This is a genomic window from Comamonas terrae, from assembly GCF_001544075.1.
Classification (GTDB): domain Bacteria; phylum Pseudomonadota; class Gammaproteobacteria; order Burkholderiales; family Burkholderiaceae_C; genus Comamonas; species Comamonas terrae.
The window spans coordinates 144,509-171,276 of the sequence record NZ_BCNT01000006.1; the positions used below are offsets into that span (position 1 = coordinate 144,509).

Below are 26,768 nucleotides of genomic sequence, written 5' to 3' on the forward strand. Positions count from 1 at the left end.
AGAATTGATTACGGATAGTAGAATAATCAACATCTTTCCAGGAGACACGCCATGACTGTCAGCAGCGCCCCCGCCGCCCCGTATCCCGACCTTTCCCAGCTACCCGCCCCGGCCGCCTGGCGCCAGCTGCACCACTATGCCTACAAGGCCAGGGATGCCGAGGAAACGCGCCACTTCTACGAAGACATCCTGGGCCTGCCGCTGTTCCACATCATCCAGAGCGACTACGTGCCCTCCACGGGCGAGTACTGCCCCTACACCCACTTCTTCTTCCGCCTCAAGGACGGTTCGTTCATCGCCTTCTTCGACATCGGCGACGACGAGGCGGCCCAGCCCTCGCCCAACACGCCGCTGTGGATCAACCACATCTCGTTCCGCGTGGACACCGTGCAGGAGCTGGAGAACACCAAGGCCCGCCTGCAGGCCTGCGGCGTGGAAGTGCTGGGCGTGACCGACCACCACATCTTCAAGAGCATCTACTTCTTCGACCCCAACGGCATCCGCCTGGAGCTGACCGCCCAGCTGGCCGACGAAATGCAGATGCTGCAGGAAAGCAAGACCGCCCATGCGCGGCTGAACGAATGGACGCAGCGCAAGCAGCAGTGGCGCAAGGACCGCGCCGAAGGCAAGTCCAGCGCACCGCTCAAACCCCAGACGAACGACCGCCCGGAATTCGCACCGGGCACCAGGGCCTGAAGCAGAAATCCATAGCAGCCAGCGCATGATGGGCATGCGCCCAAGGCAGAAATAAGGCCTACCGCGCCCAGCGGCGGAACGGATCGCTAAAATCGTTGGCAATCCGTCCATCCAACCTTGCAGACGGCATCCCGCATACGGATGCCGTTTTCATTTCCAGATTTTTGCCACGCAGCCATGAGCGACACCCCTGCCCAACCCGGCCTCGACAGCCTCTCCAAGTCTTTTGAGCCTTCCTCCATCGAAGCCCACTGGGGGCCCGAATGGGAAAAGCGCGGCTACGGCCACGCCGGCGTGCGCGGCACGGGCAAGCCCGATGCGTCCCAGCCCTCGTTCTCCATCCAGCTGCCGCCGCCCAACGTGACCGGCACGCTGCACATGGGCCATGCGTTCAACCAGACCATCATGGACTCCCTCACGCGCTACCACCGCATGAAGGGCTACAACACGGCCTGGATTCCCGGCACCGACCACGCCGGCATCGCCACGCAGATCGTGGTGGAGCGCCAGTTGCAGGAGCAGGGCAAGAGCCGCTACGACCTGGGCCGCCCCGAGTTCGTGAAGAAGGTCTGGGAATGGAAGGAAAAGAGCGGCAACACCATCACCACGCAGATGCGCCGCATGGGCGATACCGTGGACTGGAGCCGCGAATACTTCACCATGGACGACAAGCTGTCCACCGTGGTGACCGACACCTTCGTCAAGCTCTACGAGCAGGGCCTGATCTACCGCGGCAAGCGCCTGGTGAACTGGGACCCGGTGCTGCAATCGGCCGTGTCCGACCTGGAAGTGGAAAACCAGGAGAAGGACGGCTCGCTCTGGCATATCGCCTATCCTCTCTCCGACGGCTCGGGCCAGCTGGTGGTGGCCACCACCCGCCCCGAAACCATGCTGGGCGACGTGGCCGTGATGGTCCACCCCGAGGACGAGCGCTACCGGCACCTGATCGGCCAGACCGTGACGCTGCCGCTGGTGGGCCGCCAGATCCCCATCATCGCCGACGAGTATGTGGACCGCGCGTTCGGCACCGGCGTGGTCAAGGTCACGCCCGCGCACGACAACAACGACTACCAGGTGGGACAGCGCCACGGCCTGCCCATGATCTGCGTGCTGACGCTGCAGGCCAGGATCAACGACGAGGCGCCCGAGAAGTACCGCGGCATGGACCGCTTCGTGGCCCGCAAGGCCATCGTGGCCGACCTCGAGGAACTGGGCCTGCTGGTCGAGACCAAGAAGCACAAGCTCATGGTGCCGATCTGCGACCGCACCGGCCAGGTGATCGAGCCCATGCTGACCGACCAGTGGTTCATCGCCATGAGCAAGGTCAGCGACCAGGACCCCACCGGCAAGAGCATTGCGCAAAAGGCCATCGACGCCGTGGCCTCGGGCCAGGTGCAGTTCGTGCCCGAGAACTGGGTCAACACCTACAACCAGTGGATGAACAACATCCAGGACTGGTGCATCTCGCGCCAGCTGTGGTGGGGCCACCAGATTCCCGCCTGGTATGACGAGGAAGGCAACCTCTACGTGGCCAGGAGCGAAGCCGAGGCGCAGGCCCAGGCCGACAAGGTCGCCCCGGGCAAGAAGCTCACGCGCGACCCCGACGTGCTCGATACCTGGTATTCGTCGGCCATGGTGCCGTTCTCGACCATGGGCTGGCCCGCGCAGACCGACGCCGCCGACGACGATTTCAACCTCTACCTGCCCTCCTCGGTGCTGGTCACCGGTTACGACATCATCTTCTTCTGGGTCGCCCGGATGATCATGATGACCACGCACTTCACGGGCCGCGTGCCGTTCAGGCACGTGTACATCCACGGCCTGGTGCGCGACGCGCAGGGCAAGAAGATGTCCAAGTCCGAGGGCAATGTGCTGGACCCGGTGGACCTGATCGACGGCATCGCGCTCGAGCCCCTGCTGGACAAGCGCACCACCGGCCTGCGCCGCCCCGAGACCGCGCCCACGGTGCGCAAGAACACGCAAAAGGAATTCCCCGAAGGCATTCCGGCCTACGGCGCCGATGCGCTGCGCTTCACCTTCGCGGCGCTGGCGTCGCTGGGCCGCAGCATCAACTTCGACAGCAAGCGCTGCGAAGGCTACCGCAACTTCTGCAACAAGCTCTGGAACGCCTCGCGCTTCGTGCTGATGAACTGCGAAGGCTACGACTGCGGCCTGAAGGAGCACACCAAGGAGCAGTGCCAGCCCGGCGGCGAGTTCGCCGGCTACATGCACTTCAGCCAGCCCGACCGCTGGATCGCCTCGCAGCTGCAGAAGGTCGAGGCCGAAGTCGCCAAGGGCTTTGCCGAGTTCCGCCTGGACAACGTGGCCAACGCCATCTACGACTTCGTCTGGAACGAGTTCTGCGACTGGTACCTGGAAATCGCCAAGGTGCAGATCCAGACCGGCAACGAGGCGCAGCAGCGCGCCACGCGCCGCACGCTGATCCGCACGCTGGAAGCCATCCTGCGCCTGGCCCACCCCATCATCCCCTTCGTCACCGAAGAGCTGTGGCAGAAGGTGGCCCCCGTGGCCGGCCTGCCGGGCGAATCCATCGCCGTGGCACGCTACCCCGAGGCCCAGCCCGCCAAGATCGACGAGGCGTCCATTGCCTATGTGGACCGCCTCAAGCAGATGGTGGACGCCTGCCGCACGCTGCGCGGCGAGATGGGCGTCTCGCCCGCCCAGCGCCTGCCGCTGCTGGCCGTGGCCGGCAATGCCGCCGACGCCGACTTCCTGCGCGCCAATGCCGCCGTGCTGCAGAACCTGGCCAAGCTCAGCGAGGTCAAGGTCTTCGACGACGAGGCGGCCTGGAGCCAGGCCGCGCAGAGCGCGCCCGTGAACGTGGTCGGCGACATCCGCCTGGCGCTGTTCGTCGAGATCGACGTGGCCGCCGAGAAGGCCCGCCTGTCCAAGGAAGCCGCGCGCCTGCAAGGCGAGATCGCCAAGGCCAACGGCAAGCTGTCCAACGAGGCCTTCGTGGCCAAGGCGCCCCCGGCCGTGATCGAGCAGGAAAAGAAGCGCGTGGCCGATTTCGGCGCCACGCTGGTCCGCATCCAGGAGCAGCTCGCCCGCCTGGGTTGATGCAAAAACAGAAGCTGCCAGCGCTTGCAGGCATTGGGTTTTGCAGGAAGAATCTGCGAAATCCCATTGCCAACCAGCGCTGGCAGCTTTTATTTCAGGAGCAAAAATGAGCCATACCCGCGTCCGCAAAGCCGTCTTCCCCGTCGCCGGCCTGGGCACCCGCTTTCTGCCCGCCACCAAGGCATCGCCCAAGGAGATGCTGCCCGTGGTGGACAAGCCGCTGATCCAGTACGCCGTGGAAGAGGCCTACGAGGCCGGCATCCGCGACATGGTCTTCGTCACCGGCCGCAGCAAGCGCGCCATCGAGGACCATTTCGACACCGCCTACGAGCTGGAAAACGAGCTCGAGCAGGCCGGCAAGCAGGCCATGCTGGACCTGGTGCGCAGCATCAGCCCGGCCGATATGAACTGCCTGTTCGTGCGCCAGCCGCGCTCGCTGGGCCTGGGCCATGCCGTGCTGTGCGCCGAGCCGCTGGTGGGCAACGAGCCCTTTGCCGTGATCCTGGCCGACGACCTGATGGTGGGCGACAACGGCGGCCCCGGCGTGATGGCGCAGATGACGGCCGCCTTCCAGAAGCAGGGCCGCTCGCTGCTGGCCGTGCAGGAAGTGCCGCTGGAGCACACCAAGCGCTACGGCATCGTCAAGGGCGAGGCCGCCGGCGGCGCGCTGATGCGCATCGAGGAGATCGTGGAAAAGCCCGCTCCCGAGAAGGCGCCTTCGCGCATGGGCGTGGCCGGCCGCTATGTGCTCACGCCCGCGATCTTCGACGAGATCCGCAACCAGCCCAAGGGCGTGGGCGGCGAGATCCAGCTGACCGACGCCATCGAGCGCCTGATGGCGACCGAAGCCGTCTACGCATTCCAGTACAAGGGCAAGCGCTACGACTGCGGCAGCAAGGAAGGCTTTCTGCAGGCCACGGTGGAACTGGCGCTGCAACACCCCGAGGTCGGCGCAAGCTTCCGCGACTACCTCAAGAACCTGAGCATCTGACGCATCCCCTGCGCGCTCCTCCAATGCAAAGGGCCTGCAAATGCAGGCCCTTTGCGCGTCGGCAGCTCATGGATCCAGGGCCGCCTCAGCGGCGGCGGAGAATGTGGATGAACTCGTCGCCCACCGTCTGCTGCTCCACGAGCGCATTGCCGGTCTGCTTGGCAAAGGCCTGGAAGTCGCGGATGGAGCCGGTATCGGTGGCCACCACCTTGAGCAGCTGGCCGCTTTCCATGGCCGCCAGCGCCTTCTTGGCCTTGAGGATGGGCAGCGGGCAGTTCAGCCCGCGGGTATCGATTTCTTGGTCTATGTGCATTTGAAGATTCCTGACGCGGCGGCAGATCCGGCCCGGCCGGACCGCCTCGCTGCATGGCACAGGATTTTAGGAAAGCCGCGCCATGGCAAGGCCGACGCGGTCTTTGCCCGGCAGGCTTTCAGTCCAGCGCGGGGGCCACAACAAAGCGCGGGTCCTCGGACCAGTACTTCACAGGCCAGCGCGCCGGGTCGGGCTCGGGATTTTGCCCCGGGCGGAAGGCGCCAAAGCGCGGCTCGAAGCCCTTTTGCTTGATCCACTCGGCCAGCGCATAGCCCGTGCCAGCGGGCCAGCACAGCGACTCCTCGGCCGTCTGCCAGCGGTATTCCAGCAGCTCGGGCGAAAGCTTCACGTCCTCGGGCCGGCCGTCCACGCGCACATGGTAGGCAATCAGCACCTGGTTCATGCGCAGGAATTCGGAGCATGACAGCAGGCGCAGCGCCTTGACCTTCAGCCCGGTCTCCTCCAGCACCTCGCGGCAAATGCCGGCCTCGGGCGACTCGCCGGCCTCCATGAAGCCGGTGATCAGGCCGAACACCCCTTCCTGCCACAGCGCATTGCGCGCCAGCAGCACACGGCCGTCATCGCCCTCGACCACAGCCGCCAGCACGGGCGTGGGATTGCCCCAATGCGTCCAGCCGCAGGCCTGGCAGCGCAGCCGCGCCACATTGCCGCTGTCTTCCGTGGCGGTAATCCACTGCAGCTCGGTGCTGCAGTTGGTGCAGAAACGTGTCTCATAGGCCATGAAACCCTCCACTTTCCTGGTGATCGCGGCGTCAAGCGCCGGCAACGCGCAGCGCCCCTCTGAAGGGGGCGCTGCATCCATGCTCAAAAGAAATGCTCAGGCGGGGAAAACGCCTGTCGAGAGATAGCGATCGCCACGGTCGCAGACCACGAAAACAATGGTCGCATTGCGCTCGCGCTCGGCGATCTGCTGGGCCACCCAGCAGGCGCCGGCAGCCGAGATGCCGGCAAAAATGCCTTCTTCGCGCGCCATGCGGCGAGCCATGTCCTCGGCATCGTCCTGGGTCACCGAGACCTGCTCGTCGACCAGGCTGCCGTCGTAGATCTTGGGCATGTATTCCTCGGGCCACTTGCGGATGCCGGGAATGCGCGAGCCCTCGGCAGGCTGGGCACCGATGATCCTGATGCCGGGGTTCTTTTCCTTGAGGAACCTGGCCACGCCGGTGATGGTGCCCGTGGTGCCCATGGCGCTCACGAAATGCGTGATCTCGCCGCCGGTCTGCTCCCACAGTTCCGGGCCCGTGGTCTCGTAGTGGGCGCGCGGATTGTCCGGATTGGCGAACTGGTCCAGCAGCACGCCCTTGCCCTGGGCCACCATCTGGTCGGCCAGGTCGCGCGCGTATTCCATGCCGCCGCTCTTGGGCGTGAGGATCAGCTCGGCGCCATAGGCCTTCATGGTCTGGGCGCGCTCGATGGACAGGTCCTCGGGCATGATGAGGATCATGCGATAGCCCTTGATGGCCGCCGCCATGGCCAGCGCGATGCCGGTGTTGCCCGAGGTCGCCTCGATCAGCGCATCGCCGGGCTTGATCTCGCCGCGCTCCTCCGCCCTCTGGATCATGGACAGTGCAGGCCGGTCCTTCACGGAGCCGGCGGGATTGTTGCCTTCGAGCTTGCCCAGCACCACGTTGCCGCGCTCACGGTTTGCATCCGCGCCAATGCGTTGCAATGCCACCAGCGGCGTGTGACCGATAGCATGTTCGATGGTCAAATAATTTTTCATGAACAATACTGTGCCATAATTTCTATCTGCACTACGCCAGCCCGGGTGGTGAAATTGGTAGACGCAGGGGACTCAAAATCCCCCGCCGCAAGGCGTGCCGGTTCGATTCCGGCCCCGGGCACCAGACACCGAAAAAGCCGCCAGGTCACAAGACCTGGCGGCTTTTTTCATGGCGGCCTGACGCCCGGGACAATCGCTCAGTAGCGGCTGGAGAAATTGGCGCTGATGCGCTGGCGCAGATACTCCCCTGCGGTGATGGGAGGATATTTCTTGCCAGGCCCCTCGATCACGGCATCCTCGTTGGCCTGGCAGAAGAAGGCCAGGCTGTAGCGCGCGCCCTGGTATTCGTGCGGCAGCGGGTTGCGCACGCGGTGGAAGTTGCTCGGCAGCCGATCGTCGCTCCAGCGCATGAGCATGTCGCCGATATTGCAGGTGATCACGCCCTCCACCGGCTCCACGGAAGTCCACTGCCGCGACTCCATCTCCTTGCCCGGCAGCACCTGCAGGCCGCCCTGCCCCTCGCGCTGGAACAGCAGCGTCAGGCAGTCGAAATCGGTGTGCGCGCCCGCGCGCCACAGGCCCAGTTCGTCCTTGAGCGCAGGATCGACCGCGAAGTAATGCAGCATGCGCAGCGTGCTTTGGTAGGCAGGCGACGCGGGGTTGTGCGCGCGGGTGAAGAAATCGTCATCGAAGCCCAGCTTCCACGCAAAGCATGACAGCAACTGCATGCCCACGGTCCAGCACTGGTGCTCGAAATCGAGCGTGGCCCGCTCAAAGCCCGGCAGTTCCTGGTCCGTGGGCCACAGGCCATCCATGCGCGGCCGGGTGACCTGATAGGACTCCTTCTGGTCCGGCGTCCTGGTGGAGGGACGGATCTGCGCCTTGTGCTCCCAGCCTGCATTGCGCGCCAGGGGCCACCGTGCCTTGGTCTCGCGCGGCAATGCAAAAAGCTGCTCGGCGCGCGCAAAGGCGGCCTGGATATCAGCCAGCGCAATGCCGTGGCCCGAGACCTGGAAGAAGCCGATCTCGACGGAAGCGGCCCAGATCTGCTCGGCGATCTCGGCACGGCGCGCCTCGAAGTCGGAGATATCGACGATGCGCACTTCGCGCGAATGGGTTTCCTCGCCCATCCCGCCCATGCGGGATTCCTTGTCGAGTTCGCCCAGCGCATAGGCCGTGGATGGAGCGGAGGGATGAAGCGTATGCATGGCAGGTTCCTTTGATTGCCTTGGTTGTGGGACAAGAGCAATGACCCGCGAGGCCGGCCGGGCAGGCCGCATGTGCACGCTGAACGCTTCTACTCTTGCCGCTGCGCAATGCAAGTTGCGCGCCAGTTCGTCGCACAGGGCGCCGCTTTCCGAAGCGGCCCCAAACTGGTGCGAGGCGCGAACGAACAGGTCCCGGCAAAGGGCTCCCAGGCACCAAGCTGAAGCATCTCCAGCAGGCCGATGCACGGCAGGCAATCCGGCACGCCTATTGCTTGAATGGTTCCACGAGTAGAAGCGTTCAGCCTTGCGCATCGCGCAGCGCCCGGAAATTGCTCATGTCATTCCCGCCATCGGACACCGGTGCCTTGGCGGGGTTGTTGTCCTCCTGACCTGAGACATCCATCATGCAACGCCGCCATTTCCTAGCCGCTCTTCCCGTTGCCTGCGCGCCGCTGGCCCATGCGCAGGACAGGACTCTCGTCCCGCTCAAGTTCACGCTGGACTACCGCATCACGTCCCAGACAGCGCCGTTCCTGCTGGCGCAGCAAAAAGGCTACTATCGCGAGGAAGGCCTGGACGTGTCCATCGACGTGGGCTCGGGCTCGGTGGCATCCATCACGCGCGTCGCCAGCGGCGCCTACCAGCTGGGGCTGGGCGATCTCAGCGCCCTGATCGAGTTCCAGGCACAGAACCCCGGCGCGGCCAGGGTGCAGGCCGTCTACCAGTACTACAACCGGGCGCCTTTCGTCATCATCGGCCGCAAGGACCGCGGCATCGGCCAGGATTTCGCCAGCCTCAAGGGCAAGAAGGTGGCTGCCGCGGCGGTGGAGTCCACACGCCGTGCCTGGCCCATCGTGGCCCGCAGGCAGAACCTGCCGGCCGACCTGTTCACCTGGTCCACCACCGAATTCTCGGCGCGCGACAACGTGATGGTGCGCGGCGACGTGGACGCGGCCACCTATTTCCACGACTCGGCCGTGTCGCTGTTCGCCCGCATGAAGCCCGAGGAGCTGGCCGTGCTGCGCTATACCGATGCAGGCGTGCACCTCTACGGCAATGCCATCCTGGCATCCGGCAACCTGATGGCCGAGCGTCCCCAGGCGGTCGCGGCCTTTCTGCGCGCCAGCAACCGCGCCATCGTCGAGACCCTGGCCGATCCGGGCCCCGCGCTGGCCGCCATGCGCCAGCGCGAACCCATCCTCGACGAGAAGGTGGAGCTGGCACGCTGGGCCATCACCCGCCAGTACGTGGCCGGCGCCGACACGCACAGGCACGGCCTGGGCGACATCCATCCGCAGTTGCTGGCCCAGCAGATAGCGGAAGTGGCCCAGGCCTTCTCGCTCAAGGCCCAGCCCTCCGTCGACAGCATCTTCAACCGCAGCCTGCTGCCCACAGCAGCGGCACGCACGGCCAAGGCCTGAAGGCGGATGCATATGGCAAATTCCACCCCCTCCATGCCTGTCGAATGCAGGCTTCACGAGCACGACGACCGCCATCTGCGCCAGGCCATCGCGCTGGCCGACCGGGCCCGCGCGCGCGGCAACCGGCCTTTTGGCGCGCTCATCGTCGGTGCCGACGGCAGCGTGCTTGCACAGGCCTCGAATGCCAACGGCGAAAGCGGCGACTGCACGGCACATGCCGAGCTGTCGGCCATCCGCGCAGCCAGTCCGCATCACACCCGCGAACAGCTTGCGGGCGCCACGCTCTATTCGTCGGCGGAGCCCTGCGTGATGTGCGCAGGCGCCATCTTCTGGTCCGCCATAGGCCGCGTGGTCTACGGCATAGACGCGGTGCGGCTGCGCGCCTTCCGTGGCGAGCGGCTGGACCAGAAGGACGCCGAGCTGTCCTGCCGCGATGTGTTCGCGGCCTCCTCGCACCCCATCGAATGCATAGGCCCGGCGCTGATCGAGGAGGCCTCGGCCTCCCACCGCGGCGCCTGGAAAAGCTGATCCCCATTCCCGTTTTCATTTCATCAGAGAGGAAGCCACCATGCAAAAACGACTGTTCCTGCACACCGTACTGGCGCTGTCCGCCTGTGCCGGCCTGGCGCCGGCACAGGCCGCCACACCGCTGAAATTCCAGCTCGACTGGCGCTTCGAAGGCCCGGCCGCATTCTTTCTCCAGCCGGCTGCAAAGGGCTACTTCAGGGAAGCAGGCCTGGATGTCGCCATCGACGCCGGCAGCGGCTCGGGCGGCGTGGTGCAGCGCGTGGCCTCGGGCGCCTACGACATGGGTTTTGCCGACCTGGCCGCGCTGATGGAGTTCCAGGCCAACAACCCCGACGTGCCCAACCAGCCCGTGGCCGTGATGATGGTCTACAACAACACGCCTGCCTCGGTGATGGCGCTGAAGAAAAGCGGCATCGCCAGGCCTGCCGACCTGACGGGCAAAAAGCTGGGCGCGCCGGTGTTCGACGCGGGCCGGCGCGGCTTTGCGCTGTTCGCCAAGGCCAACCAGGTGGGATCCGTTCAGTGGACGGCGATGGATCCGCCGCTGCGCGAGACCATGCTGGTGCGCGGCGATGTCGATGCGATCACCGGCTTCACCTTCACCTCGCTGCTGAACCTGGAGGCACGCGGCGTCAAGGCCGCCGACATCACCGTGATGCCTTTCGCCGACTACGGCGTCAAGCTCTACGGCAACGCCATCATCGCCAGCCCCCGGCTCATCAAGGAGAACCCGGCAGCGGTGAAGGCCTTCCTGCAGGCCTTCACCCGGGGCGCCAGGGAAGTCATGGCCGACCCCGGCGCGGCCATTGCCTATGTGAAGGAACGCGACGGCATCGTCAACACGCAGCTGGAAACACGCCGCCTGCAACTGGCCATTGCCACCGTGGTGAACACCCCCGACGCGCGCGCAGAAGGCTTCGGCCAGATCGCGCCCACGCGCCTGGCGCTGATGGCATCGCAGGTCTCGGATGTGTATGGAACCAAGACGCGGGTCAAGCCGGAAGCCGTCTGGAACGGCAGCTTCCTGCCCACGGCCGCCGAACGCCATGTGCTACCCAGCAAGTAAGCATCAATTTCAATAGCTACCAGCGCTTGCCACACAAGCGCCTGAACCGGTTTTTCTATGCATTCTGTTGAATCCGACCCCGCAGCTCCTTTCGTGGAATTCCGCGACGTCTGGCTGGCCTACAACGAAGAGCTGCTGCGCGCCAACCACTTTGCCGTGGAGGGCATCGACCTGCAGGTGCGCCGCGGCGAGTTCATCGCCATCGTCGGCCCCTCGGGCTGCGGCAAGTCCACCTTCATGAAGCTGACCACGGGGCTGAAGATGCCGTCCATCGGCCGCATCCTCGTGGCCGGCGAGCGCGTGACCGGGCCGCTCAAGATCTCGGGCATGGCCTTCCAGGCGCCGTCGCTGCTGCCCTGGCGCACCACGGTGGACAACGTGCTGCTGCCGCTGGAGATCGTCGAGCCGCACCGCGGCCGGTTCAAGGCCCGGCGCCAGGAGTACGAGGCCCGTGCCCGCGCGCTGCTGCAGAAGGTGGGGCTGGCCGGCTACGAGGACAAGTACCCCTGGCAGCTGTCGGGCGGCATGCAGCAGCGCGCCAGCATCTGCCGCGCGCTGATCCACGAGCCGCAGATGCTGCTGCTCGACGAGCCCTTCGGCGCGCTCGACGCCTTCACCCGCGAGGAGCTGTGGTGCATCCTGCGCGACCTGCAGGCCGAGCAGGGCTTCAACGTCATCCTGGTCACGCACGACCTGCGCGAGAGCGTGTTCCTGGCCGACACGGTCTACGTGATGAGCAAGAGCCCCGGCCGCTTCGTCGTGCGCCGCGAAATCGGCTTCCCGCGTCCGCGCGACCTGGCGCTGACCTATACCCCCGAGTTCACCGACATCGTGCTCGAGCTGCGCGGCCACATCGGCGCCATGCGCCACGCCCCGGCCGGCGGCGCCGCCATCCATCCATAAGACCAGAGGGAACATCGCATGCAACGCAAGAACGTGGAACGCTGGGCGCCGTGGGTGGTGCTGCTGGCCGTCGTCGTGCTGTGGCAGATCATCTGCTCGGGCTTCGGAGTGTCGGAGTTCATCTTCCCCAGCCCGCTGACCATAGGCCGGCAGCTGGCGGAGTTCAGCGGCGTCATCGCCGGCCACGCCTGGCGCACCTTCTGGGTGACGATGGCGGGCTTCGGCCTCGCCATCGTGGTGGGCGTGCTGCTGGGCTTTCTGATCGGCTCGTCGCGCCTGGCCTACGCGGCTTTCTATCCGCTGATGACGGCCTTCAACGCCCTGCCCAAGGCGGCCTTCGTGCCCATCCTCGTGGTGTGGTTCGGCATCGGCGCGGGGCCGGCCATCCTCACGGCCTTCCTGATCAGCTTCTTCCCGATCACGGTCAACATCGCCACCGGCCTGGCCACGCTGGAGCCCGAGCTGGAGGACGTGCTGCGCGTGCTGGGCGCCAGGCGCTGGGACGTGCTGGTCAAGGTCGGCCTACCGCGCTCGCTGCCCTACTTCTACGCCTCGCTCAAGGTGGCGATCACGCTGGCCTTCGTGGGCACCACGGTGAGCGAGATGACGGCCGCCAACGAGGGCATTGGCTACCTGCTGGTGTCGGCCGGCTCGTCGATGCAGATGGGGCTGGCCTTCGCGGGCCTGATCGTGGTCGGCGCCATGGCCATGCTGATGTACGAGCTGTTCAGCGCCATCGAGAAGCATACGACGGGGTGGGCGCGGAGGGGTTCTCAGAATGACTAGGGCCAGCCACCTCGACCCGAGAGATGCGTTGACCCGCCGCGGCCCCAGGCGTGCACGATCGCCACGTGCACTTGCTTGGGCGCCGCGACGGCTCCAGCCGCGCAGCCGTGGCGTCGGTGAGCAGTGCCCAGGCGTGGTCGAGCAGCGTTCAGTGCTGCTGCCGGACGCGACCCAGCCTGGAAGCGTCGTCCAGTATGAAGATGTCCGCCGCCTGACGGAGGATGCACTCCTTCAGGTAGGCCTGCTCGGCCCTGGCTTCGCACGGCCCGATGCCGGCGTCCCCTGTCCGTCCCCGCGAATCCTGCCGACGCTGAAGCGCGACGGCGCCATCCGGGGCAGAGCGGGACACCGTGGCCTCGAAATGCTCCGCGAAAGCCAGGTGATCGATATCAGCGGTCTCGCTCGACAGAACGAGTTCGGGAATTTCAACGGTGATGGCCGGTAGCTTGCCGGGAGCGGCTGCGCGCATCGCAGCTTTCCCGGCGCTTCGCATTCCGCTTGCCGCTTTTCATTGGCGGCGCGGGGCTGTTTCATCCGCTCCCGCTTTGAATCCCGCTGCCGTGAATGCCACGAGCTGGGCGATGACCTGCTCCACCGGCTCCTTGCGGTGGGCATCGTTGAGCAGGGAGCTGACGCGCCCATTGTCGGAGCGGATGTACATCATCGCCCCGTACATGCACTCCAGCCGCCACTGGAATGCGGTGTCGCTCAAGTGCGGTGCCGCTTGGCGCAGCAGCCGTGCGAAGCGCTGCGCGACAGGGTCGTAGGCCTGGAATACGACTTCGCGCACCTCCTGCAACGGATCGACGGAGCACAGGGCCGTCACCCGGTTGAAGGCGGCTTCGCTCGGGCTATAGGCCGTATGCAAGGCCGGCGCGATGAAGGCCTGCAGCACCTCTTCAATGGCCGGCGCCTGCGCACGCTGCTCCAATCCGGACAGCAAGGCTTCACGCTGCTCGTTGACGCGCGAGACACGCTCTTCAAACAATGCCTTGAGCAGGCCGAGCTTGTTCTTGAAGTGGTAATGGATGGCGCCGGTATCCACGCCGGCATCCGCCATCACCGCACGCAGCGAGGTGCCTGCATACCCGTGCCGGGCAAACAACTGTTCGGCGGCCTGCAGCATGCGCCGGCGGGCCTGGGTCCGTGGAGCATCACCGGGAAGGCCATCCGCCACATCGGCTGCACCGGGCGCGGCCCCGCGGCGGGGTCGCCCGCCTGCGCTTGCTCCATGGGGAAATGCGGCATCGGAAGTGATGTGCGTCATGGCTTCGAATGATAGGACCTGCAGCCATATCTTGCGGGGTCGAGTGGCACCGGCTTCATTGTTTCAGTCGACTGACTGAATTATGATGTACGAGAACCCGGCCACCAACAACGAGGAAACCGAACATGAGCATCAGACGCTGTGCGCTGACAGCCGCTGCAGCCTTGGCCTGCATGCCTGGCTGGGGCCAGGTCCAGGACCCGCTGCCCCGCAAACCGCTGACGATCATCAACCCCTGGGCTGCGGGCAGTTCCACCGATGTGATGGCGCGCACCCTGGCCGATGCGTTGCACCAGCAGCTCGGCCAAAGCGTTGTGGTGATTTCACGCGAAGGCGGATCCGGCGTGATTGGCATGAACGTGCTGTCGCAGTCGCCCCCTGATGGTTCGACCCTGGCTTTTACGCCGATGACCCCCATCACCATCCAGCCTCATTACGTCAAGGGGCTCAAGCTCGATCCCGAAGCCGTGCAGCCCGTGTGCGGCGTTACCGAAAACATCCTCGGCGTAAGCGTGCGCACCGACAGCCCCTACCAGAACATAGAGCAGTTGGTGGCAGCCGCCAGGCACAAGCCACTCAACTACGGCTCGCCCGGCCCCAACTCGGCGCCTTTTCTTGCCATGGACCAACTGGAACGGGACCAGAAGCTGCAGCTCAACCATATTCCCTACAAAGGCGATGCGGGCTCCATCCAGGAACTGCTCGCGGGCCGGCTGGATTTCGTCAGCAGCATCGTTGCGTCGGCGGCGCCGCATATCCGGGCGGGCAAGCTGCGCTTGCTCGCCGTCACGTCGCAGCGGCGCCATCCGGCCTTTTCGGAGGTGCCCACCTTCCAGGAGCGGGGCATGCACGTCCAGGAAGATTCCTTCGCAGGACTGTTTGCCCCCCGCGGCGTGCCGCCGGCCGTGCTGGACAAACTCGATGCCGCCTGCGCCAGCGCCGCCGCGTCCGAAGCCGTCAGGCGCGTTGCGCAGCAGGGCGACCAGGTCGTGCGTTATCAAAACCACCGGCAATGGGAACAGCGCATCGCCGCCGAGTTCCGCAAGCAGGGCGAGACGGCCAGACGCAACGGTGCAGCAGCTCCCTGATTTTGACCAATGCAGACAACATGATCGATTCCACACCCCTCGCCCCCATTCGCCGCGTCGTGACAGCGAATGACGATCAAGGCCGGTCCTACGTTTGCGAGGACGGACCTTCTCCCGCGGTACGGTACGTGCCGGAGCGGCCCGGCTATCGCATCACCAACCTTTGGCGTACGGACGCCTCGCCTGCGCCGATCGAATCGCCCGATACCATTCATCTGCACCAGGGCGTGGCTCCCCCACCGTCCGGCACGGTGCTGCGCATTCTCGACATTCCTGCCGAACCGGCCGATCCGCAGGAGCTAGAGAAGGCGCTGAACGCCACGTTCTCACGCATGTACGGCGATGCGCACCGGAACGTGCAGCCCGGCGAGCATCCCGGCATGCACCGCACCGATTCGGTGGACTATGCCTTGATGCTGGAGGGCGAGCTGGTCGCCATCCTGGACAAGGAAGAAACGGTGCTGCGCGCAGGCGATGTACTGGTGCAGCGAGGCACCAACCATGCCTGGGCCAACCGCTCAGGCAGGCCTGCACGCATCGCCTTCGTCCTGGTCGCCGCAAGCCCTGGCGGCGCGGTCGCCAAGCCCGTGGCCGGCAATCCGCCGCACGGCTTGCCGGAGCCATAGCCCGCGGGGCCGCTACTCACATGGCCCAGATCCGGGGCGCAGCGGCCCGCAGCCCCCAAAGCTGGCTGCGCCACAATGCCCAGGCGCTTTTGCACAGCGCCATGGCCGGCTCCACCACCGGTGCCAGCGCGCGCAGCACCAGCATGTGGTCGTTGGGCGCCGTCACGCCAGCCACCACATCGGAGGGCGCGGCCTGCAGCAACTCGTGCGTGGCCTCCAGCAGCGCCTCGCGCTGCGCGCGCGCCACAGGCGAGCCGCTGGCGAACACCAGGCTGGCCAGGCAGCGCCGGCCGGCCAGGCCCAGGCCGCCGTCCAGCAGCAGATGATCGTGCGCCGCGATCACGCCGCGCTCCAGGAAACGGCCTGGCCATTCCAGGTGCTGGGTGAAACAGCCCTGCTCGAACGGCTGGCCGGCCAGCGGCAGGCCCAGGGCCGTCACGTCCCAGGCCAGCAGCTGCGCGCCTTCGGCCAGTTCCAGCTCCAGGTGGTTGACCGCCTCGCAGGCGTTGTAGGCAAGGGCCTCCAGCGGCAGCCATTCGAGCCGCGCGCCGGGCGCGAGGCTGAGCCGCGTGCGCTGCAGCGCGGGCTCGCCATTGCTCTTGTAGAAGCGCGTGGCGCCCGGCGTGGTGACCAGCGCGTGCGCGCCCTCGCCCACGCGCACGGCGATGTCCAGCACGTCGCCGCCAACCAGGCCGCCCGGCGGATGCACGAGCACGTTGTGGCAGATGCCCGGCCCTTCCGGATACAGGCTCTTGAGCACGCGCAGCGGCCCGTCGTGCGTGAAGTGCACGGCCGTCCTGCCCTGTTGCGCGCGGTAGTCGAGATTCAGTTGTGCATGCCAGCCCATGGGCCCCGATCTTAGATCGCCACCAGGCGCTGGATGCCTTTTTCCTGCATCTCGCTGCCCGGCCCGCTGGCGATGACTTCGCCGCGCTCCATGACCACATAGTGGTCTGCCAGCTCCTCGGCAAAGTCGTAGTACTGCTCGCACAGCACGATGGCCATGTCGCCGCGATTGGCCAGCATGCGGATGACGCGGCCTATGTCCTTGATGATGCTGGGCTGTATGCCTTCGGTGGGCTCGTCGAGGATGAGCATGCGCGGCCCCGGCGCCAGTGCGCGGGCGATCGCCAGCTGCTGCTGCTGCCCGCCCGAGAGGTCGCCGCCGCGCCGGTGCAGCATCTGCTGGAGGACCGGGAACAGCTCGTACAGCTCGGCAGGGATCTTGGTGCCCGCCGGGCTGTAGGCCAGGCCCATGCGCAGGTTCTCTTCGACCGTCAGGCGCGCGAAGATCTCGCGGCCCTGCGGCACATAGCCTATGCCGGCGCGCGCGCGCTCGTAGGGCGTGCTGCGCGCGATGTCGCGGCCCTGCCATTCGATGCTGCCGCTCCTGATGGGCACCAGGCCCATCAGGCTCTTGAGCAGCGTGGTCTTGCCCACGCCGTTGCGGCCCAGCAGCACGGTGATCTTGCCGATCTCGGCCTTGAGGCTGACGTTGCGCAGGATGTGCGAGCCGCCATAGTACTGGTGCAGGTTGTTGACTTTGAGCATGTCCGGCCCCTCAACGCCCCAAATAGACTTCGATCACGCGCTCGTCGGCCTGCACCTGGGCCAGCGGGCCCTCGGCCAGCACGGCGCCGTCGCACAGCACGGTGACCTTTTCGCTGATGGTGGCGATGAAGCCCATGTCGTGCTCCACCACCATCAGCGAGTGTTTGCCCTTGAGCGTGAGGAACAGCTCGGCCGTGCGCGCGGTCTCCTCATCGGTCATGCCGGCCACGGGCTCGTCCAGCAGCAGCAGCCTGGGCTCCTGCACCAGCAGCATGCCTATCTCCAGCCACTGCTTCTGGCCGTGGCTCAGCAGCCCGGCCTGCCGCGTGACGCTGCCGGCCAGGTGGATGGTGTGCAGCACCTCGGCGATGCGGTCCTTCTGCGCGCCGTTCAGCGCAAAGCGCATGGATGCACCCACGCCCTTGTGCGTCTTCAGCGCCAGCTCCAGGTTCTCGAACACCGTGAGCTGCTCGAACACCGTGGGCTTCTGGAACTTGCGGCCTATGCCCATGGCGGCGATCTGCGGCTCGTTGTAGCGCAGCAGGTCGATGGTGGAGCCGAAGAACACCGTGCCGCGGTCGGGCCGGGTCTTGCCGGTGATGATGTCCATCATCGTGGTCTTGCCCGCGCCGTTGGGGCCGATGATGCAGCGCAGCTCGCCGGGCGCGATGTCGAGGTTCAGGCCGTTGATGGCCTTGAAGCCGTCGAAGCTCACGTGCACGTCCTCCAGGTAGAGGATGCGGCCGTGGGTCACGTCCACCTCGCCGGCCACCACGGGCCGCGCCATGCTGGCGCTGCGCCCGCCGGATTCGGTGCGGTGTTCGTCGCGGTGTTCGCGGTAGTGCTGCAGGCGTTCGCTGCCGGCTTCCATCAGGTCGGGCGTCATGCCAGGGCTCCCTTGACAGGCGTACTCTTCAACGATGCCGATTGCGCGCGGCGCTTTTCGCGCCATTCGCGGATCTGCTGCGGCAACCGAATCAGGCCGCCGGGCATGAACAGCGTGACCACGATGAACAGCGCGCCCAGCACGTACAGCCAGGACTCGGGCGCGGCCACGGTGAGCCAGCTCTTGCCGCCGTTGACGGCAAAGGCGCCGATGATGGGGCCGACCAGGCTGGCGCGCCCGCCCACGGCCGTCCACACGGCCATCTCGATGGAGTTGCCCACGCTCATCTCGCCGGGGTTGATGATGCCCACCTGCGGCACGTAGAGCGCTCCCGCCAGGCCGCACATCATGGCCGAGATGACCCAGACCGAGAGCTTGTACGGCAGCGGGTTGTAGCCGCAGAACATGGTGCGGGACTCGGCATCGCGCACGGCCTGCAGCACGCGGCCGTACTTGCTGCGGATCAGCCAGCGCGAGAACAGGAAGCAACCCAGCAGCGCCAGCCCGGACAGCGCGAACAGCAGCACGTGCATGGACGGGGTGTTCAGCGAAAAGCCCAGCAGGCTGGTGAAGCCCGTGAAGCCGTTGTTACCGCCGAAGCCCGTCTCGTTGCGGAAGAACAGCAGCATGGCTGCATAGGTCAGCGCCTGGGTGATGATGGAGAAATACACTCCCTTGATGCGCGAGCGGAAGGCGAAGTAGCCGAATACGCCGGCGATCACGCCCGGCACCAGGAACACCAGCAGCACCGTGGCCGTGAAACTGCCCGACAGCGCCCAGTGCCAGGGCAGCGCCTTCCAGTCCAGGAAGCCCATGAAGGCGGGCAGCGCGCCCGGCCCCGCGGCCTCGCGCATCAGGTGCATGCCCATCACATAGCCGCCCAGCGCGAAGAACAGGCCGTGGCCCAGGCTGAGGATGCCGGTGTAGCCCCAGATCAGGTCGATGGCCAGGGCCACGATGGCGTAGCACATGAACTTGCCCAGCAGCCCCACCAGGTAGTCGGACAGGTGCAGCGCGCTGCCCTCGGGCACCCACAGGTTGAGGGCCGGCGCCACCGCGCAGACCACGATGAGCGCGGCCAGGAACCCGGCCCAGCCCCGGGCGCCGAGCAGGGGCTCGGGAGCGGGCAGTGCCGTGGGCGGCATGGTTGCGCGAAAAACAGGTGGAGCAGTTGTCATATCCATGATCCCGGGCACAACGTTTGAAAAGATCGGCTCTCGACAGGGACGGCGAGCAAAGGCCGCCCTGCAGCGAGGCTGTCGTCCCCCTTCCAGGGGGAAAGCGCAAGGCGCTTCAGGGGGTAGTCCATCTATGCCTCGGCGCTGCGGCCCTTGAGGGCGAAGATGCCCTGCGGACGTTTCTGGATGAAGACCACGATGAACAGCAGCACGGCGATCTTGGCCAGCACCGCGCCCGTCCATCCTTCGAGCAGCTTGGACAGCACGCCCAGGCCCAGGGCCGCATACACCGTGCCCGCGAGCTGGCCCACGCCGCCCAGCACCACGACCAGGAAGGAGTCGACGATGTAGTTCTGGCCCAGGTCCGGCCCCACGTTGCCGATCTGGCTTAAAGCGCAGCCGGCCAGGCCCGCGATGCCCGAGCCCAGCGCGAACGCATAGGTGTCGGTGCGCGCGGTGTTCACGCCCACGCACGAGGCCATGGCGCGGTTCTGCGTCACGCCGCGCACGAACAGGCCCAGCCGCGTCCTGGCGATCATGAAGGCCACGGCGCCCAGCACCGCGAAGGCGAAGGCGATGATGGCGATGCGGTTGAACGGCAGCGTGAGGTTAGGCAGCAGAGCCACCCCGCCGCTCATCCACGCGGGGTTTTCCACGCCCACGTTCTGCGCGCCGAACAGGCTGCGCACCGATTGCTGCAGCACCAGGCTGATGCCGAAGGTGGCCAGCAGCGTCTCCAGCGGGCGGCCGTAGAGGAAGCGGATCACGCCGCGCTCCAGCACCGCGCCCACCAATGCGGCAGCCGCGAAGGCCACGGGCACGGCCACGACCAGGTACCAGCCGAACAGGGCTTCCGGCAGCCAGCGCTGGAACAGCACCTGCACCAGGTAGGTTGCGTAGGCGCCGATCATGATCAGCTCGCCATGCGCCATGTTGATCACGCCCATCAGCCCGTAGGTGATGGCCAGGCCCAGGGCCGCCAGCAGCAGCACCGAGCCCAGGCTCAGGCCGCTGAAGACCGCGCCCAGGCGCTCGCCCCAGGCCAGCGATTCGGCAATCGCCGGCAGCGCGGCCTGGATGGCCTTCTGCACCGCGGGGTCGGTCTCGTCGGCCAGTCGCTGGTTCAGCAGCAGCTGGGTCTCGGGGGTCTTGAGACCGGCCAGTTGCCGCACGGCCTGCAGGCGCTGGGCGGCGTCGTCGCTGCCCAACAGGCTGGCGGCGCGGGCACGGCCCAGCAGGGCCTTGACCTGTTCATCGCTCTCGCCGGCCAGGGCCTTGGCGATCAGGGGCAGCCGGGCGGCATCGGGCTCGGCGGCCATCTGCCGCGCGGCCTTGCGGCGCTGCTGCACGTCGCTGCTGGAAAGCGCCAGCGCGGCCTGGGCGGATTCGATCACGCCGCGCAGGTAGTTGTTGTTGACGACCTCCTCGGCATCGGCGGGCAACTTGGCGGCCGCGCCGGTGGCGGGGTCGCTCGCGGCATCGCCCTGCACCACATAGGCCTTGCCGCCGGCGGTGCGCACGGCGTCATCCGCCAGGGCCTGCAGGTAGGCGGCAGTCCTGCCAGTGGGGCCGCCCGCATCGGGCGCCAGCACCGCGGCGTTGATGGCCGCGGCGCGCGCGTCGTTGTCCTCGGCCGCCGCCATGGCAAAGGCCTGCTCGGCGGTCAGCGCGTGGCTGTGCAGGGACAGCAGCAGGCCCAGTGCACTCACCCATGCCAGGTGCAGGATTTTCATAGTCAGAACCACCTCCAGCGCTTATCCATCAAGCGTCAGCAGCTATCATTTCAAAAGTCCTTCCCCAGGAAAATCCTGCCAAACGCAAGATCCCCATGGCCCATGAAACTGGCGCACCCCATCGGCGGGCACCGAGGAAGGGCCTACGCCGGCCGCGCCGCCCCGCACCGAGGGTGCCGTCCCCCTCCCGCGAAGCGAGAGAGGGGGAAGCGGCGCCAGCCGCTCAGGGGCGTGGCTCACTTCATGTCCGGCTCGTCCTTCTTCTTGTCGTTGCCTTCGATGAACGGGCTCCAGGGCTGGGCCTTGACCGGGCCCTTGGTCTTCCAGACCACGCTGAACTGGCCGTCGGCCTTGATCTCGCCCACCATCACGGGCTTGTGCAGGTGGTGGTTCTTCTCGTCCATCTTCACGCTGAAGCCGTCGGGCGCGGTGAAGGTCTGACCGGCCATGGCGGCGATGACCTTGTCGGTATCGGTGCTCTTGGCCTTTTCCACGGCCTGCTTCCACATGTGGATGCCGATCCAGGTGGCCTCCATGGGGTCGTTGGTCAGCGGCTTGTCCTTGTGGCCGGCGATGTTCTTGGCCTTGGCGTAGTCGCTCCACTGCTGGATGAAGGCGGTGTTGGTGGGGTTCTTCACGCTCATGAAGTAGTTCCACGCGGCCAGGTGGCCCACCAGGGGCTTGGTGTCCACGCCGCGCAGTTCCTCCTCGCCCACGCTGAAGGCCACCACGGGCACGTCCTTGGCCTTGAGGCCGGCATTGCCCAGCTCCTTGTAGAAGGGCACGTTGGAGTCGCCGTTGATGGTGGAGATCACCGCCGTCTTGCCGCCGGTGGAGAACTTCTTCACGTCGGCCACGATGGTCTGGTAGTCGCTGTGGCCGAAGGGCGTGTAGGTCTCGAGGATGTCGGCGTCCTTCACACCCTTGGACTTGAGGAAGGCGCGCAGGATCTTGTTGGTGGTGCGCGGGTACACGTAGTCCGTGCCCAGCAGCACGAAGCGCCTGGCACCGCCGCCCTCCTTGCTCATCAGGTATTCGACGGCCGGAATCGCCTGCTGGTTGGGCGCGGCACCGGTGTAGAAGACGTTCTTGGACAGCTCCTCGCCCTCGTACTGCACGGGGTAGAACAGCAGGCCGTTGTTCTGCTCGAATACCGGCAGCACGGACTTGCGCGACACGCTGGTCCAGCAGCCGAAGACCACGGCCACCTTGTCCTGCGTGAGCAGCTGCTTGGCCTTCTCGGCGAACAGCGGCCAGTTCGATGCGGGGTCCACCACCACGGGCTCGAGCTTCTTGCCCAGCACGCCGCCCTTGGCGTTGATGTCGTCGATGGCCATCAGCACCGTGTCCTTGAGCACGGTCTCGGAGATGGCCATGGTGCCCGAGAGGCTGTGCAGCACGCCGACCTTGATGGTGTCGGCCGCCCGGGCCTGGGTGCCCAGCCCCAGGCCCAGAGCCAGGGATGCAGCCAAAGTGGTGAGGGATCCGCGACGATTCATTTCAGAACTCCAACGACGTTTTGCTCGGTCACTATCGACCGCAGTCGTTGAAACGCAATTACCGTGCCATGGCGTCCCTGCCCTGCCTGCACCCTTTTTGGCGGGACCTGGCCGCGCCCTCCGCACCACCGCAGTGCCCGCGCACCAGAACAGGCCTGGAGCCAGGTGCGGACGGCGGGCCCATGCCCCATTTCAATGCGCGGCAAAGCGCAGCAGGTATTCGTAGCTGTTCTCGGTGGTGCGCGCATCGCCCTGCACCGGCACGCGCAGGATGGCCTGCAGGGTATTGGTGCCCGGCGCCGGCACCACGCTGGCCATGCCCTGTGCGTCGCTGGTCACGGGCGAGCCGTGTTCGCCCCAGCTCAGCCGAACGCCGGCCCGGGGCCGGCCGTCCAGCAGCACCAGCACCTTCAGCGGCTGGCCCGCCTGGGGCTGGCGGCCCTGTTGGGGCACGAGTTCGAACATCTGGCCCAGGGGCTTTTGCAGCACCGCGCCCCACTGCACCACGGTCTTGTGGAACTTGCGCGCATGCACGCCGCGCACGGCGCCGGGGTTGCGGTCCATGGGCAGGGGTTGCATCTGCGCGTCGCCGCCCGGGGTGCTGAAGAAGCCGTTGTCCAGCTCCACGGCAATCAGCGCGGCCCGCGCATCGGGCCTGATGCGGATGCCATCGGACAGGCGCTGCACCTCGCTGGCTACCGGCCGGCCGCGCAGGTCGTAGGCATGCACGCGCTGCAGCTTGGCGGGATCGAAAGGCTCGACCTGGCCTTCGTGGCCGCCGAACTGCATCACGTAGCCGCCCTGCGCGTCGGGCTCCAGCCACACGTTATGGGCCTGAGCGGTGCCGGCCAGCAGCAGTGCGCCGCAGGCCATGGCGCGCAGCGGGATCGAAAGGCTTGGGATAGGCAACATCAAAGTCCTCTTTTCAGATTCAGAGCGAGACCTGCAAACCCAGCTGCAGCGTGCGCGGCGCGCCGGGCGCCACCAGGCGCTCGCCGCCGATCAGCACCGTGGTGCTGGCATAGCGGGCATTGCCCGCATTGCGCAGCCACAGGCTGAGAGTGGCGTTGCGGGCCACGCCGGCGGGCAGGCGGTATTGCAGGCCGAGGTCCGCCCAGTGGTAGGCGCCGGCCCATTCGGTGTTGGCCGCATTCAGGGCGCTGCGGCCCACGTGGCGCAGCACGGCGTGCACGGTCAGGTCGGTGCGCGGGCTCCAGCGCGCATGCACGGTGCTGGTGGTGCCGGGCACGCCGCTGACCTGGCGGCCGAGCAGACCAGCATCGGCGTTCTGCGTGACCCGAGAACGCGCGCGGCCCCAGGCCCATTCGATATGCCAGTCGCTGCGCGGCAGCCAGTGCAGCTGCAGCTCGGCACCCTGGCGCAGCGTGGCGCCGAAGTTCTCGTACTCGCCCGGCGCCGTATTGCGGATTTCCTGGCTCGACGTGATGCGGTAGACCGCGGCATCCACCAGCCACTGCGCCGAGGGCTTCCACTGCAGGCCCAGCTCGGTCTGGCGGAAGATGTTGGACTCCAGCTCGCGCGCCCCCAGCGCGTACTTGGCAAAGTCGCTGGGCAGGGCAAAGCCCTCGGCCCAGCTGGCCCGCAGCGCCATGCTGGCGCCAAGTTGCGCCGACACGCCCAGCTTGGGGCTGGCATGGCTGCGGCTTGCCATGCGGCCGCAGGGATCGTCGCCGGCTTCCGGCCCCAGCGGGCGGCAACTGCCCGTGAAGCGATCCCGGCGCAGCGCGGCCGTGGCCTGCAGCCAGTCATTGGCCTGCCAGCCGGCCTGACCGTAGGCCGCCGTGTTGACCAGCTGCGTGCGGCGGTCGTCCAGCGCCGGCCCGACGCGCCGCCGCGCATCCAGGCCATCCCAGTAGCCATAGTCGGTGGATTCGCGCACCTGCTCCAGGCCCAGCATCCAGTCCAGCGCGCCGCCCGCCAGCGCGGCCTTGCCGGCCAGGTTCATGCCCGCGCCGCGCACGCTGCGCTCGTAGTCCTCCTCGCGCTGCATCCAGCGGCCGGCGCGCGGCCGGGTAAACCAGCGGGTGAACTCCTGCCGCGTGCCATAGGCAAAGCCCAGCAGGCGGGTGCCGCCGCCCAGGTCGTAGCCGGCATCCAGGCGCAGCGTGCCGAAGCGCTTGCGCGAGCCGTCGCCGACCACCCGCGCATCCTGGCCCTGCGGGTCCCGCCGCCACTGCGCCTCGGTCAGGTAGCCGGGCGAGTCGCCGCGGGCCTCGTGCCAGCGGCCGGACAGGGCGAGGTCCAGCCGTGGCGCCAGGCGGTGCTTCCAGGAGCCGCTGAGCGTACTGCGCGAAAAGCCGGCATCCGGCCGGGCGCCATCGCCGCGCACCTGCTGGGCCGCGAGGTTGAGCTGATCGCCCGACTCCAGCGCCTGGCCGATGGCCAGCTGGGTGTCGAGCAGGCCGTGCGAGCCTGCGGTCACGTCGATGTCGCGGTAGCTGCCGCTGCGGCGCGTGCGCAGCTCGATCAGCCCGGCGCGGTTGTAGTTGCCCTGCAGCACCGACGTGGGGCCCCGGTGCACGGCCGCCTGCTCCAGCTCCAGCGGCACGACCACGTTCAGGTCGAAGTAGCCGTCGGCGTGCGACATGGCCTCGTTCAGCGGGATGCCGTCCAGCGTGGCCGCGATGTCGCCGCCATGGCCGCCGCCGGCAAAGCCGCGCAGCACCACGCTGTTGGCCACGCCGTTGATCTGGTAGTTGGTGACATGCATGCCGGGCACCTTGCTCCACAGCGACTCCAGCTCCTGCACGGGTTGCTCGCGCACCTCGTCGGCGCCCAGCGTGGTCACCGAAAACGGCTGCTGCGCGGCGTCCAGCGCCTGGCCCTTGACGGTGATGGCGGGCAGCTCGGCGGGCACCTCCTGGGCCATGGCCGCCCGGCACAGCGCCCACAGGAGCCCGCAGCAGGCAAGGCGTGGATTCAAAGGCATGGGCAAACACTCCCTCTTCTTTTAAAAGCCCATGCCGTGCAAGCTTCATGCCATCGATACCGCACCACCATGCACCATCGAATGCACCACAAGAAGGCATCGATCTCTCCAGACAGACCGCGCCAGGCACGGATGCACCACAAGTGCGCAGTCCTCTGCATTTTTCCGGCCATGCACCAAGCCGGCGCACTGGCATGGCAATTGCTTCGGTCCTGTACCATGCAACTCACACCGCGCGCGCCCGGCTGGCTTCCAGGCTTTCCGAGCCACAGGGCTCACGTCTTCCAGCATCGAGTGAAACACCATGGAACTCACACCGCGTGAAAAAGACAAGCTGCTGATCTTCACGGCCGCGCTGCTGGCCGAGCGCCGCAAGGCGCGCGGCCTCAAGCTCAACTATCCCGAGGCCGTGGCCCTGATCAGCGCCTACGTGATGGAGGGCGCGCGCGACGGCAAGAGCGTGGCCCAGCTGATGAGCGAGGGCCGCACCGTGCTCACGCGCGCCGACGTGATGGAGGGCATCGCCGAGATGATTCCGGACATCCAGATCGAGGCCACCTTCCCCGACGGCACCAAGCTGGTCACGGTGCACGAGCCGATCGTTTAAGGCTTTTCACTCTTCAACCCTTACCCATCAAGCGTCAACAGCTATGAAAAAGATAACAGCCATCGCTCTCGCCGCCCTGCCTGCCCTGCCCATGGCCGCGCTGGCCCACAGCGGCAGCCAGGCGCACACGCACGGCCTGCTGGACAGCTTCATGCAGGGCCTGGCCCATCCGTTCACCGGACTCGACCACCTGGCCGCGATGCTGGCCGTGGGTGTGTGGAGCGCATTGACCGTCACGCCGGCCTGGCGCGCGCCGGCGGCCTTTGTGGCATTGCTCGTGGCCGGTGCGCTGGCAGGCTTTGCCGGGCTGTGGGTGCCGGGCGTGGAGCCCATGATCGCTGCCTCGGTGCTGGTGCTGGGCCTGCTGGTGGCCGTGCAAAGGCAGATGCCCTGGGTGCTGGCCGCCGCGCTGGCGGGCGTGTTCGCCTTCTTCCACGGCGCGGCCCACGGCTACGAGCTGGCGGGCGATACCGGCCTGACGGCCCTGGGCGCGCTGGCCGGCATGGCGCTGGGCTCGGCGGCCCTGCATGTCGCCGGCATGGCCCTGGGCCACGCCGTGGTGCAGCGCCACCGGTGGCTGGCGCGCCTGGGCGGCCTGGGTACCGCCGTGCTGGGCGCCGTCCTGCTGGCCCGCATCGCCTGAGCG

At 67.0% G+C, this 26,768-nt stretch carries 26 protein-coding genes and 1 tRNA gene; 13 read left to right on the plus strand and 14 right to left on the minus strand.

Going from position 1 to position 26,768, the window contains the following annotated elements; all coding sequences use genetic code 11:
* Positions 1–51: 51 nt before the first annotated feature.
* The 3 genes from Cte04_RS10920 to galU all read left to right on the plus strand — a co-directional run bounded on the left by Cte04_RS10920 (position 52) and on the right by galU (position 4,768).
* Positions 52–696: a VOC family protein gene (locus Cte04_RS10920; RefSeq protein WP_066476588.1), complete on the plus strand. Its 645-nt coding sequence runs from the start codon at positions 52–54 to the stop codon at positions 694–696.
* A gap of 177 nt (positions 697–873) precedes the next feature.
* The gene (locus tag Cte04_RS10925) at positions 874–3,777 is read left to right on the plus strand and encodes a valine--tRNA ligase (RefSeq protein WP_066476591.1); all 2,904 of its coding nucleotides are present in this window, start codon (positions 874–876) and stop codon (positions 3,775–3,777) included.
* Positions 3,778–3,883: 106 nt separating this feature from the next.
* A complete protein-coding gene (gene galU, locus Cte04_RS10930; RefSeq protein ID WP_066476595.1) occupies positions 3,884–4,768 on the plus strand; it encodes a UTP--glucose-1-phosphate uridylyltransferase GalU in 885 nt (294 codons plus the stop codon).
* A gap of 85 nt (positions 4,769–4,853) precedes the next feature.
* Here galU and Cte04_RS10935 read toward each other — a convergent pair whose 3' ends face one another.
* The 3 genes from Cte04_RS10935 to cysM all read right to left on the minus strand — a co-directional run bounded on the left by Cte04_RS10935 (position 4,854) and on the right by cysM (position 6,825).
* Entirely contained in the window at positions 4,854–5,081 is a 228-nt protein-coding gene (locus Cte04_RS10935; protein ID WP_066476615.1) for a sulfurtransferase TusA family protein, read from the minus strand.
* A 118-nt stretch (positions 5,082–5,199) separates the two neighbouring features.
* Entirely contained in the window at positions 5,200–5,823 is a 624-nt protein-coding gene (locus Cte04_RS10940) for an NUDIX domain-containing protein (protein ID WP_066477125.1), read from the minus strand.
* 96 nt (positions 5,824–5,919) lie between these two features.
* Positions 5,920–6,825: a cysteine synthase CysM gene (cysM, locus tag Cte04_RS10945; RefSeq protein WP_066476619.1), complete on the minus strand. Its 906-nt coding sequence runs from the start codon at positions 6,823–6,825 to the stop codon at positions 5,920–5,922.
* 39 nt (positions 6,826–6,864) lie between these two features.
* On the opposite strand from cysM, the gene Cte04_RS10950 reads away from it, so the two are divergent.
* A tRNA-Leu gene (locus tag Cte04_RS10950) sits at positions 6,865–6,949 on the plus strand.
* A gap of 73 nt (positions 6,950–7,022) precedes the next feature.
* Here the strand turns inward: Cte04_RS10950 and Cte04_RS10955 are convergent.
* Complete coding sequence (locus tag Cte04_RS10955; RefSeq protein ID WP_066476621.1) at positions 7,023–8,033, minus strand: isopenicillin N synthase family dioxygenase; 1,011 nt, start codon at positions 8,031–8,033, stop codon at positions 7,023–7,025.
* A gap of 404 nt (positions 8,034–8,437) precedes the next feature.
* Between Cte04_RS10955 and Cte04_RS10960 the strand changes: the two genes are divergently transcribed.
* From Cte04_RS10960 to Cte04_RS10980, 5 genes are read left to right on the plus strand one after another with little or no spacing between them, the layout of a single operon-like run.
* On the plus strand, positions 8,438–9,454 hold the full coding sequence (locus Cte04_RS10960) for an ABC transporter substrate-binding protein (protein WP_066476622.1): 1,017 nt from the start codon (positions 8,438–8,440) through the stop codon (positions 9,452–9,454).
* 12 nt (positions 9,455–9,466) lie between these two features.
* Positions 9,467–9,982, plus strand: coding sequence for a nucleoside deaminase (locus Cte04_RS10965; RefSeq protein ID WP_066476624.1), 516 nt, complete (start codon positions 9,467–9,469; stop codon positions 9,980–9,982).
* 40 nt (positions 9,983–10,022) lie between these two features.
* Positions 10,023–11,048: an ABC transporter substrate-binding protein gene (locus Cte04_RS10970; protein ID WP_066476626.1), complete on the plus strand. Its 1,026-nt coding sequence runs from the start codon at positions 10,023–10,025 to the stop codon at positions 11,046–11,048.
* A 57-nt stretch (positions 11,049–11,105) separates the two neighbouring features.
* Positions 11,106–11,951: an ABC transporter ATP-binding protein gene (locus Cte04_RS10975; protein WP_066476632.1), complete on the plus strand. Its 846-nt coding sequence runs from the start codon at positions 11,106–11,108 to the stop codon at positions 11,949–11,951.
* A gap of 18 nt (positions 11,952–11,969) precedes the next feature.
* Entirely contained in the window at positions 11,970–12,737 is a 768-nt protein-coding gene (locus tag Cte04_RS10980) for an ABC transporter permease (protein ID WP_066476635.1), read from the plus strand.
* A gap of 148 nt (positions 12,738–12,885) precedes the next feature.
* On the opposite strand, the gene Cte04_RS21970 is transcribed toward Cte04_RS10980, so the two are convergent.
* Both Cte04_RS21970 and Cte04_RS10990 read right to left on the minus strand, forming a co-directional pair.
* On the minus strand, positions 12,886–13,206 hold the full coding sequence (locus tag Cte04_RS21970) for a hypothetical protein (RefSeq protein WP_066476638.1): 321 nt from the start codon (positions 13,204–13,206) through the stop codon (positions 12,886–12,888).
* A gap of 39 nt (positions 13,207–13,245) precedes the next feature.
* Positions 13,246–14,004, minus strand: coding sequence for a TetR/AcrR family transcriptional regulator (locus Cte04_RS10990; RefSeq protein WP_245633346.1), 759 nt, complete (start codon positions 14,002–14,004; stop codon positions 13,246–13,248).
* A 173-nt stretch (positions 14,005–14,177) separates the two neighbouring features.
* Here Cte04_RS10990 and Cte04_RS10995 point away from each other — a divergent pair, with 173 nt between their 5' ends.
* Together Cte04_RS10995 and Cte04_RS11000 are read left to right on the plus strand one after the other, a co-directional pair.
* Positions 14,178–15,092, plus strand: coding sequence for a tripartite tricarboxylate transporter substrate binding protein (locus Cte04_RS10995; protein ID WP_245633347.1), 915 nt, complete (start codon positions 14,178–14,180; stop codon positions 15,090–15,092).
* Positions 15,093–15,112: 20 nt separating this feature from the next.
* The gene (locus tag Cte04_RS11000) at positions 15,113–15,718 is read left to right on the plus strand and encodes a cupin domain-containing protein (RefSeq protein ID WP_083526623.1); all 606 of its coding nucleotides are present in this window, start codon (positions 15,113–15,115) and stop codon (positions 15,716–15,718) included.
* 16 nt (positions 15,719–15,734) lie between these two features.
* Here the strand turns inward: Cte04_RS11000 and Cte04_RS11005 are convergent, their stop codons facing one another.
* From Cte04_RS11005 to Cte04_RS11040, 8 genes are all read right to left on the minus strand, one after another.
* Positions 15,735–16,565 (minus strand): urease accessory protein UreD, encoded by an 831-nt coding sequence (locus Cte04_RS11005; protein WP_066476648.1) that lies wholly within the window; start codon positions 16,563–16,565, stop codon positions 15,735–15,737.
* Positions 16,566–16,576: 11 nt separating this feature from the next.
* On the minus strand, positions 16,577–17,269 hold the full coding sequence (gene urtE, locus Cte04_RS11010) for an urea ABC transporter ATP-binding subunit UrtE (RefSeq protein WP_066476650.1): 693 nt from the start codon (positions 17,267–17,269) through the stop codon (positions 16,577–16,579).
* Between the two features lie 10 nt (positions 17,270–17,279).
* Positions 17,280–18,155: an urea ABC transporter ATP-binding protein UrtD gene (gene urtD / locus Cte04_RS11015; RefSeq protein ID WP_066476653.1), complete on the minus strand. Its 876-nt coding sequence runs from the start codon at positions 18,153–18,155 to the stop codon at positions 17,280–17,282.
* Positions 18,152–19,300, minus strand: a complete 1,149-nt coding sequence (urtC, locus tag Cte04_RS11020) for an urea ABC transporter permease subunit UrtC (RefSeq protein ID WP_083526615.1) — start codon at positions 19,298–19,300, stop codon at positions 18,152–18,154. The genes urtD and urtC overlap by 4 nt, the downstream gene beginning before the upstream one ends.
* 164 nt (positions 19,301–19,464) lie before the next feature.
* Positions 19,465–21,066 carry an urea ABC transporter permease subunit UrtB gene (gene urtB, locus Cte04_RS11025; protein ID WP_066476656.1) on the minus strand — a complete coding sequence of 534 codons (1,602 nt, stop codon included), beginning with the start codon at positions 21,064–21,066 and terminating at the stop codon, positions 19,465–19,467.
* Positions 21,067–21,302: 236 nt separating this feature from the next.
* Positions 21,303–22,565, minus strand: a complete 1,263-nt coding sequence (gene urtA / locus Cte04_RS11030) for an urea ABC transporter substrate-binding protein (protein WP_066476664.1) — start codon at positions 22,563–22,565, stop codon at positions 21,303–21,305.
* A 192-nt stretch (positions 22,566–22,757) separates the two neighbouring features.
* Positions 22,758–23,477: a DUF4198 domain-containing protein gene (locus tag Cte04_RS11035; RefSeq protein WP_066476667.1), complete on the minus strand. Its 720-nt coding sequence runs from the start codon at positions 23,475–23,477 to the stop codon at positions 22,758–22,760.
* A gap of 19 nt (positions 23,478–23,496) precedes the next feature.
* Entirely contained in the window at positions 23,497–25,515 is a 2,019-nt protein-coding gene (locus Cte04_RS11040) for a TonB-dependent receptor (RefSeq protein WP_066476670.1), read from the minus strand.
* A 304-nt stretch (positions 25,516–25,819) separates the two neighbouring features.
* Here Cte04_RS11040 and Cte04_RS11045 point away from each other — a divergent pair, with 304 nt between their 5' ends.
* Both Cte04_RS11045 and Cte04_RS11050 read left to right on the plus strand, forming a co-directional pair.
* Entirely contained in the window at positions 25,820–26,122 is a 303-nt protein-coding gene (locus Cte04_RS11045) for an urease subunit gamma (RefSeq protein WP_066476673.1), read from the plus strand.
* Between the two features lie 43 nt (positions 26,123–26,165).
* Positions 26,166–26,765 carry a HupE/UreJ family protein gene (locus Cte04_RS11050; protein ID WP_066476678.1) on the plus strand — a complete coding sequence of 200 codons (600 nt, stop codon included), beginning with the start codon at positions 26,166–26,168 and terminating at the stop codon, positions 26,763–26,765.
* Positions 26,766–26,768 lie beyond the last annotated feature (3 nt).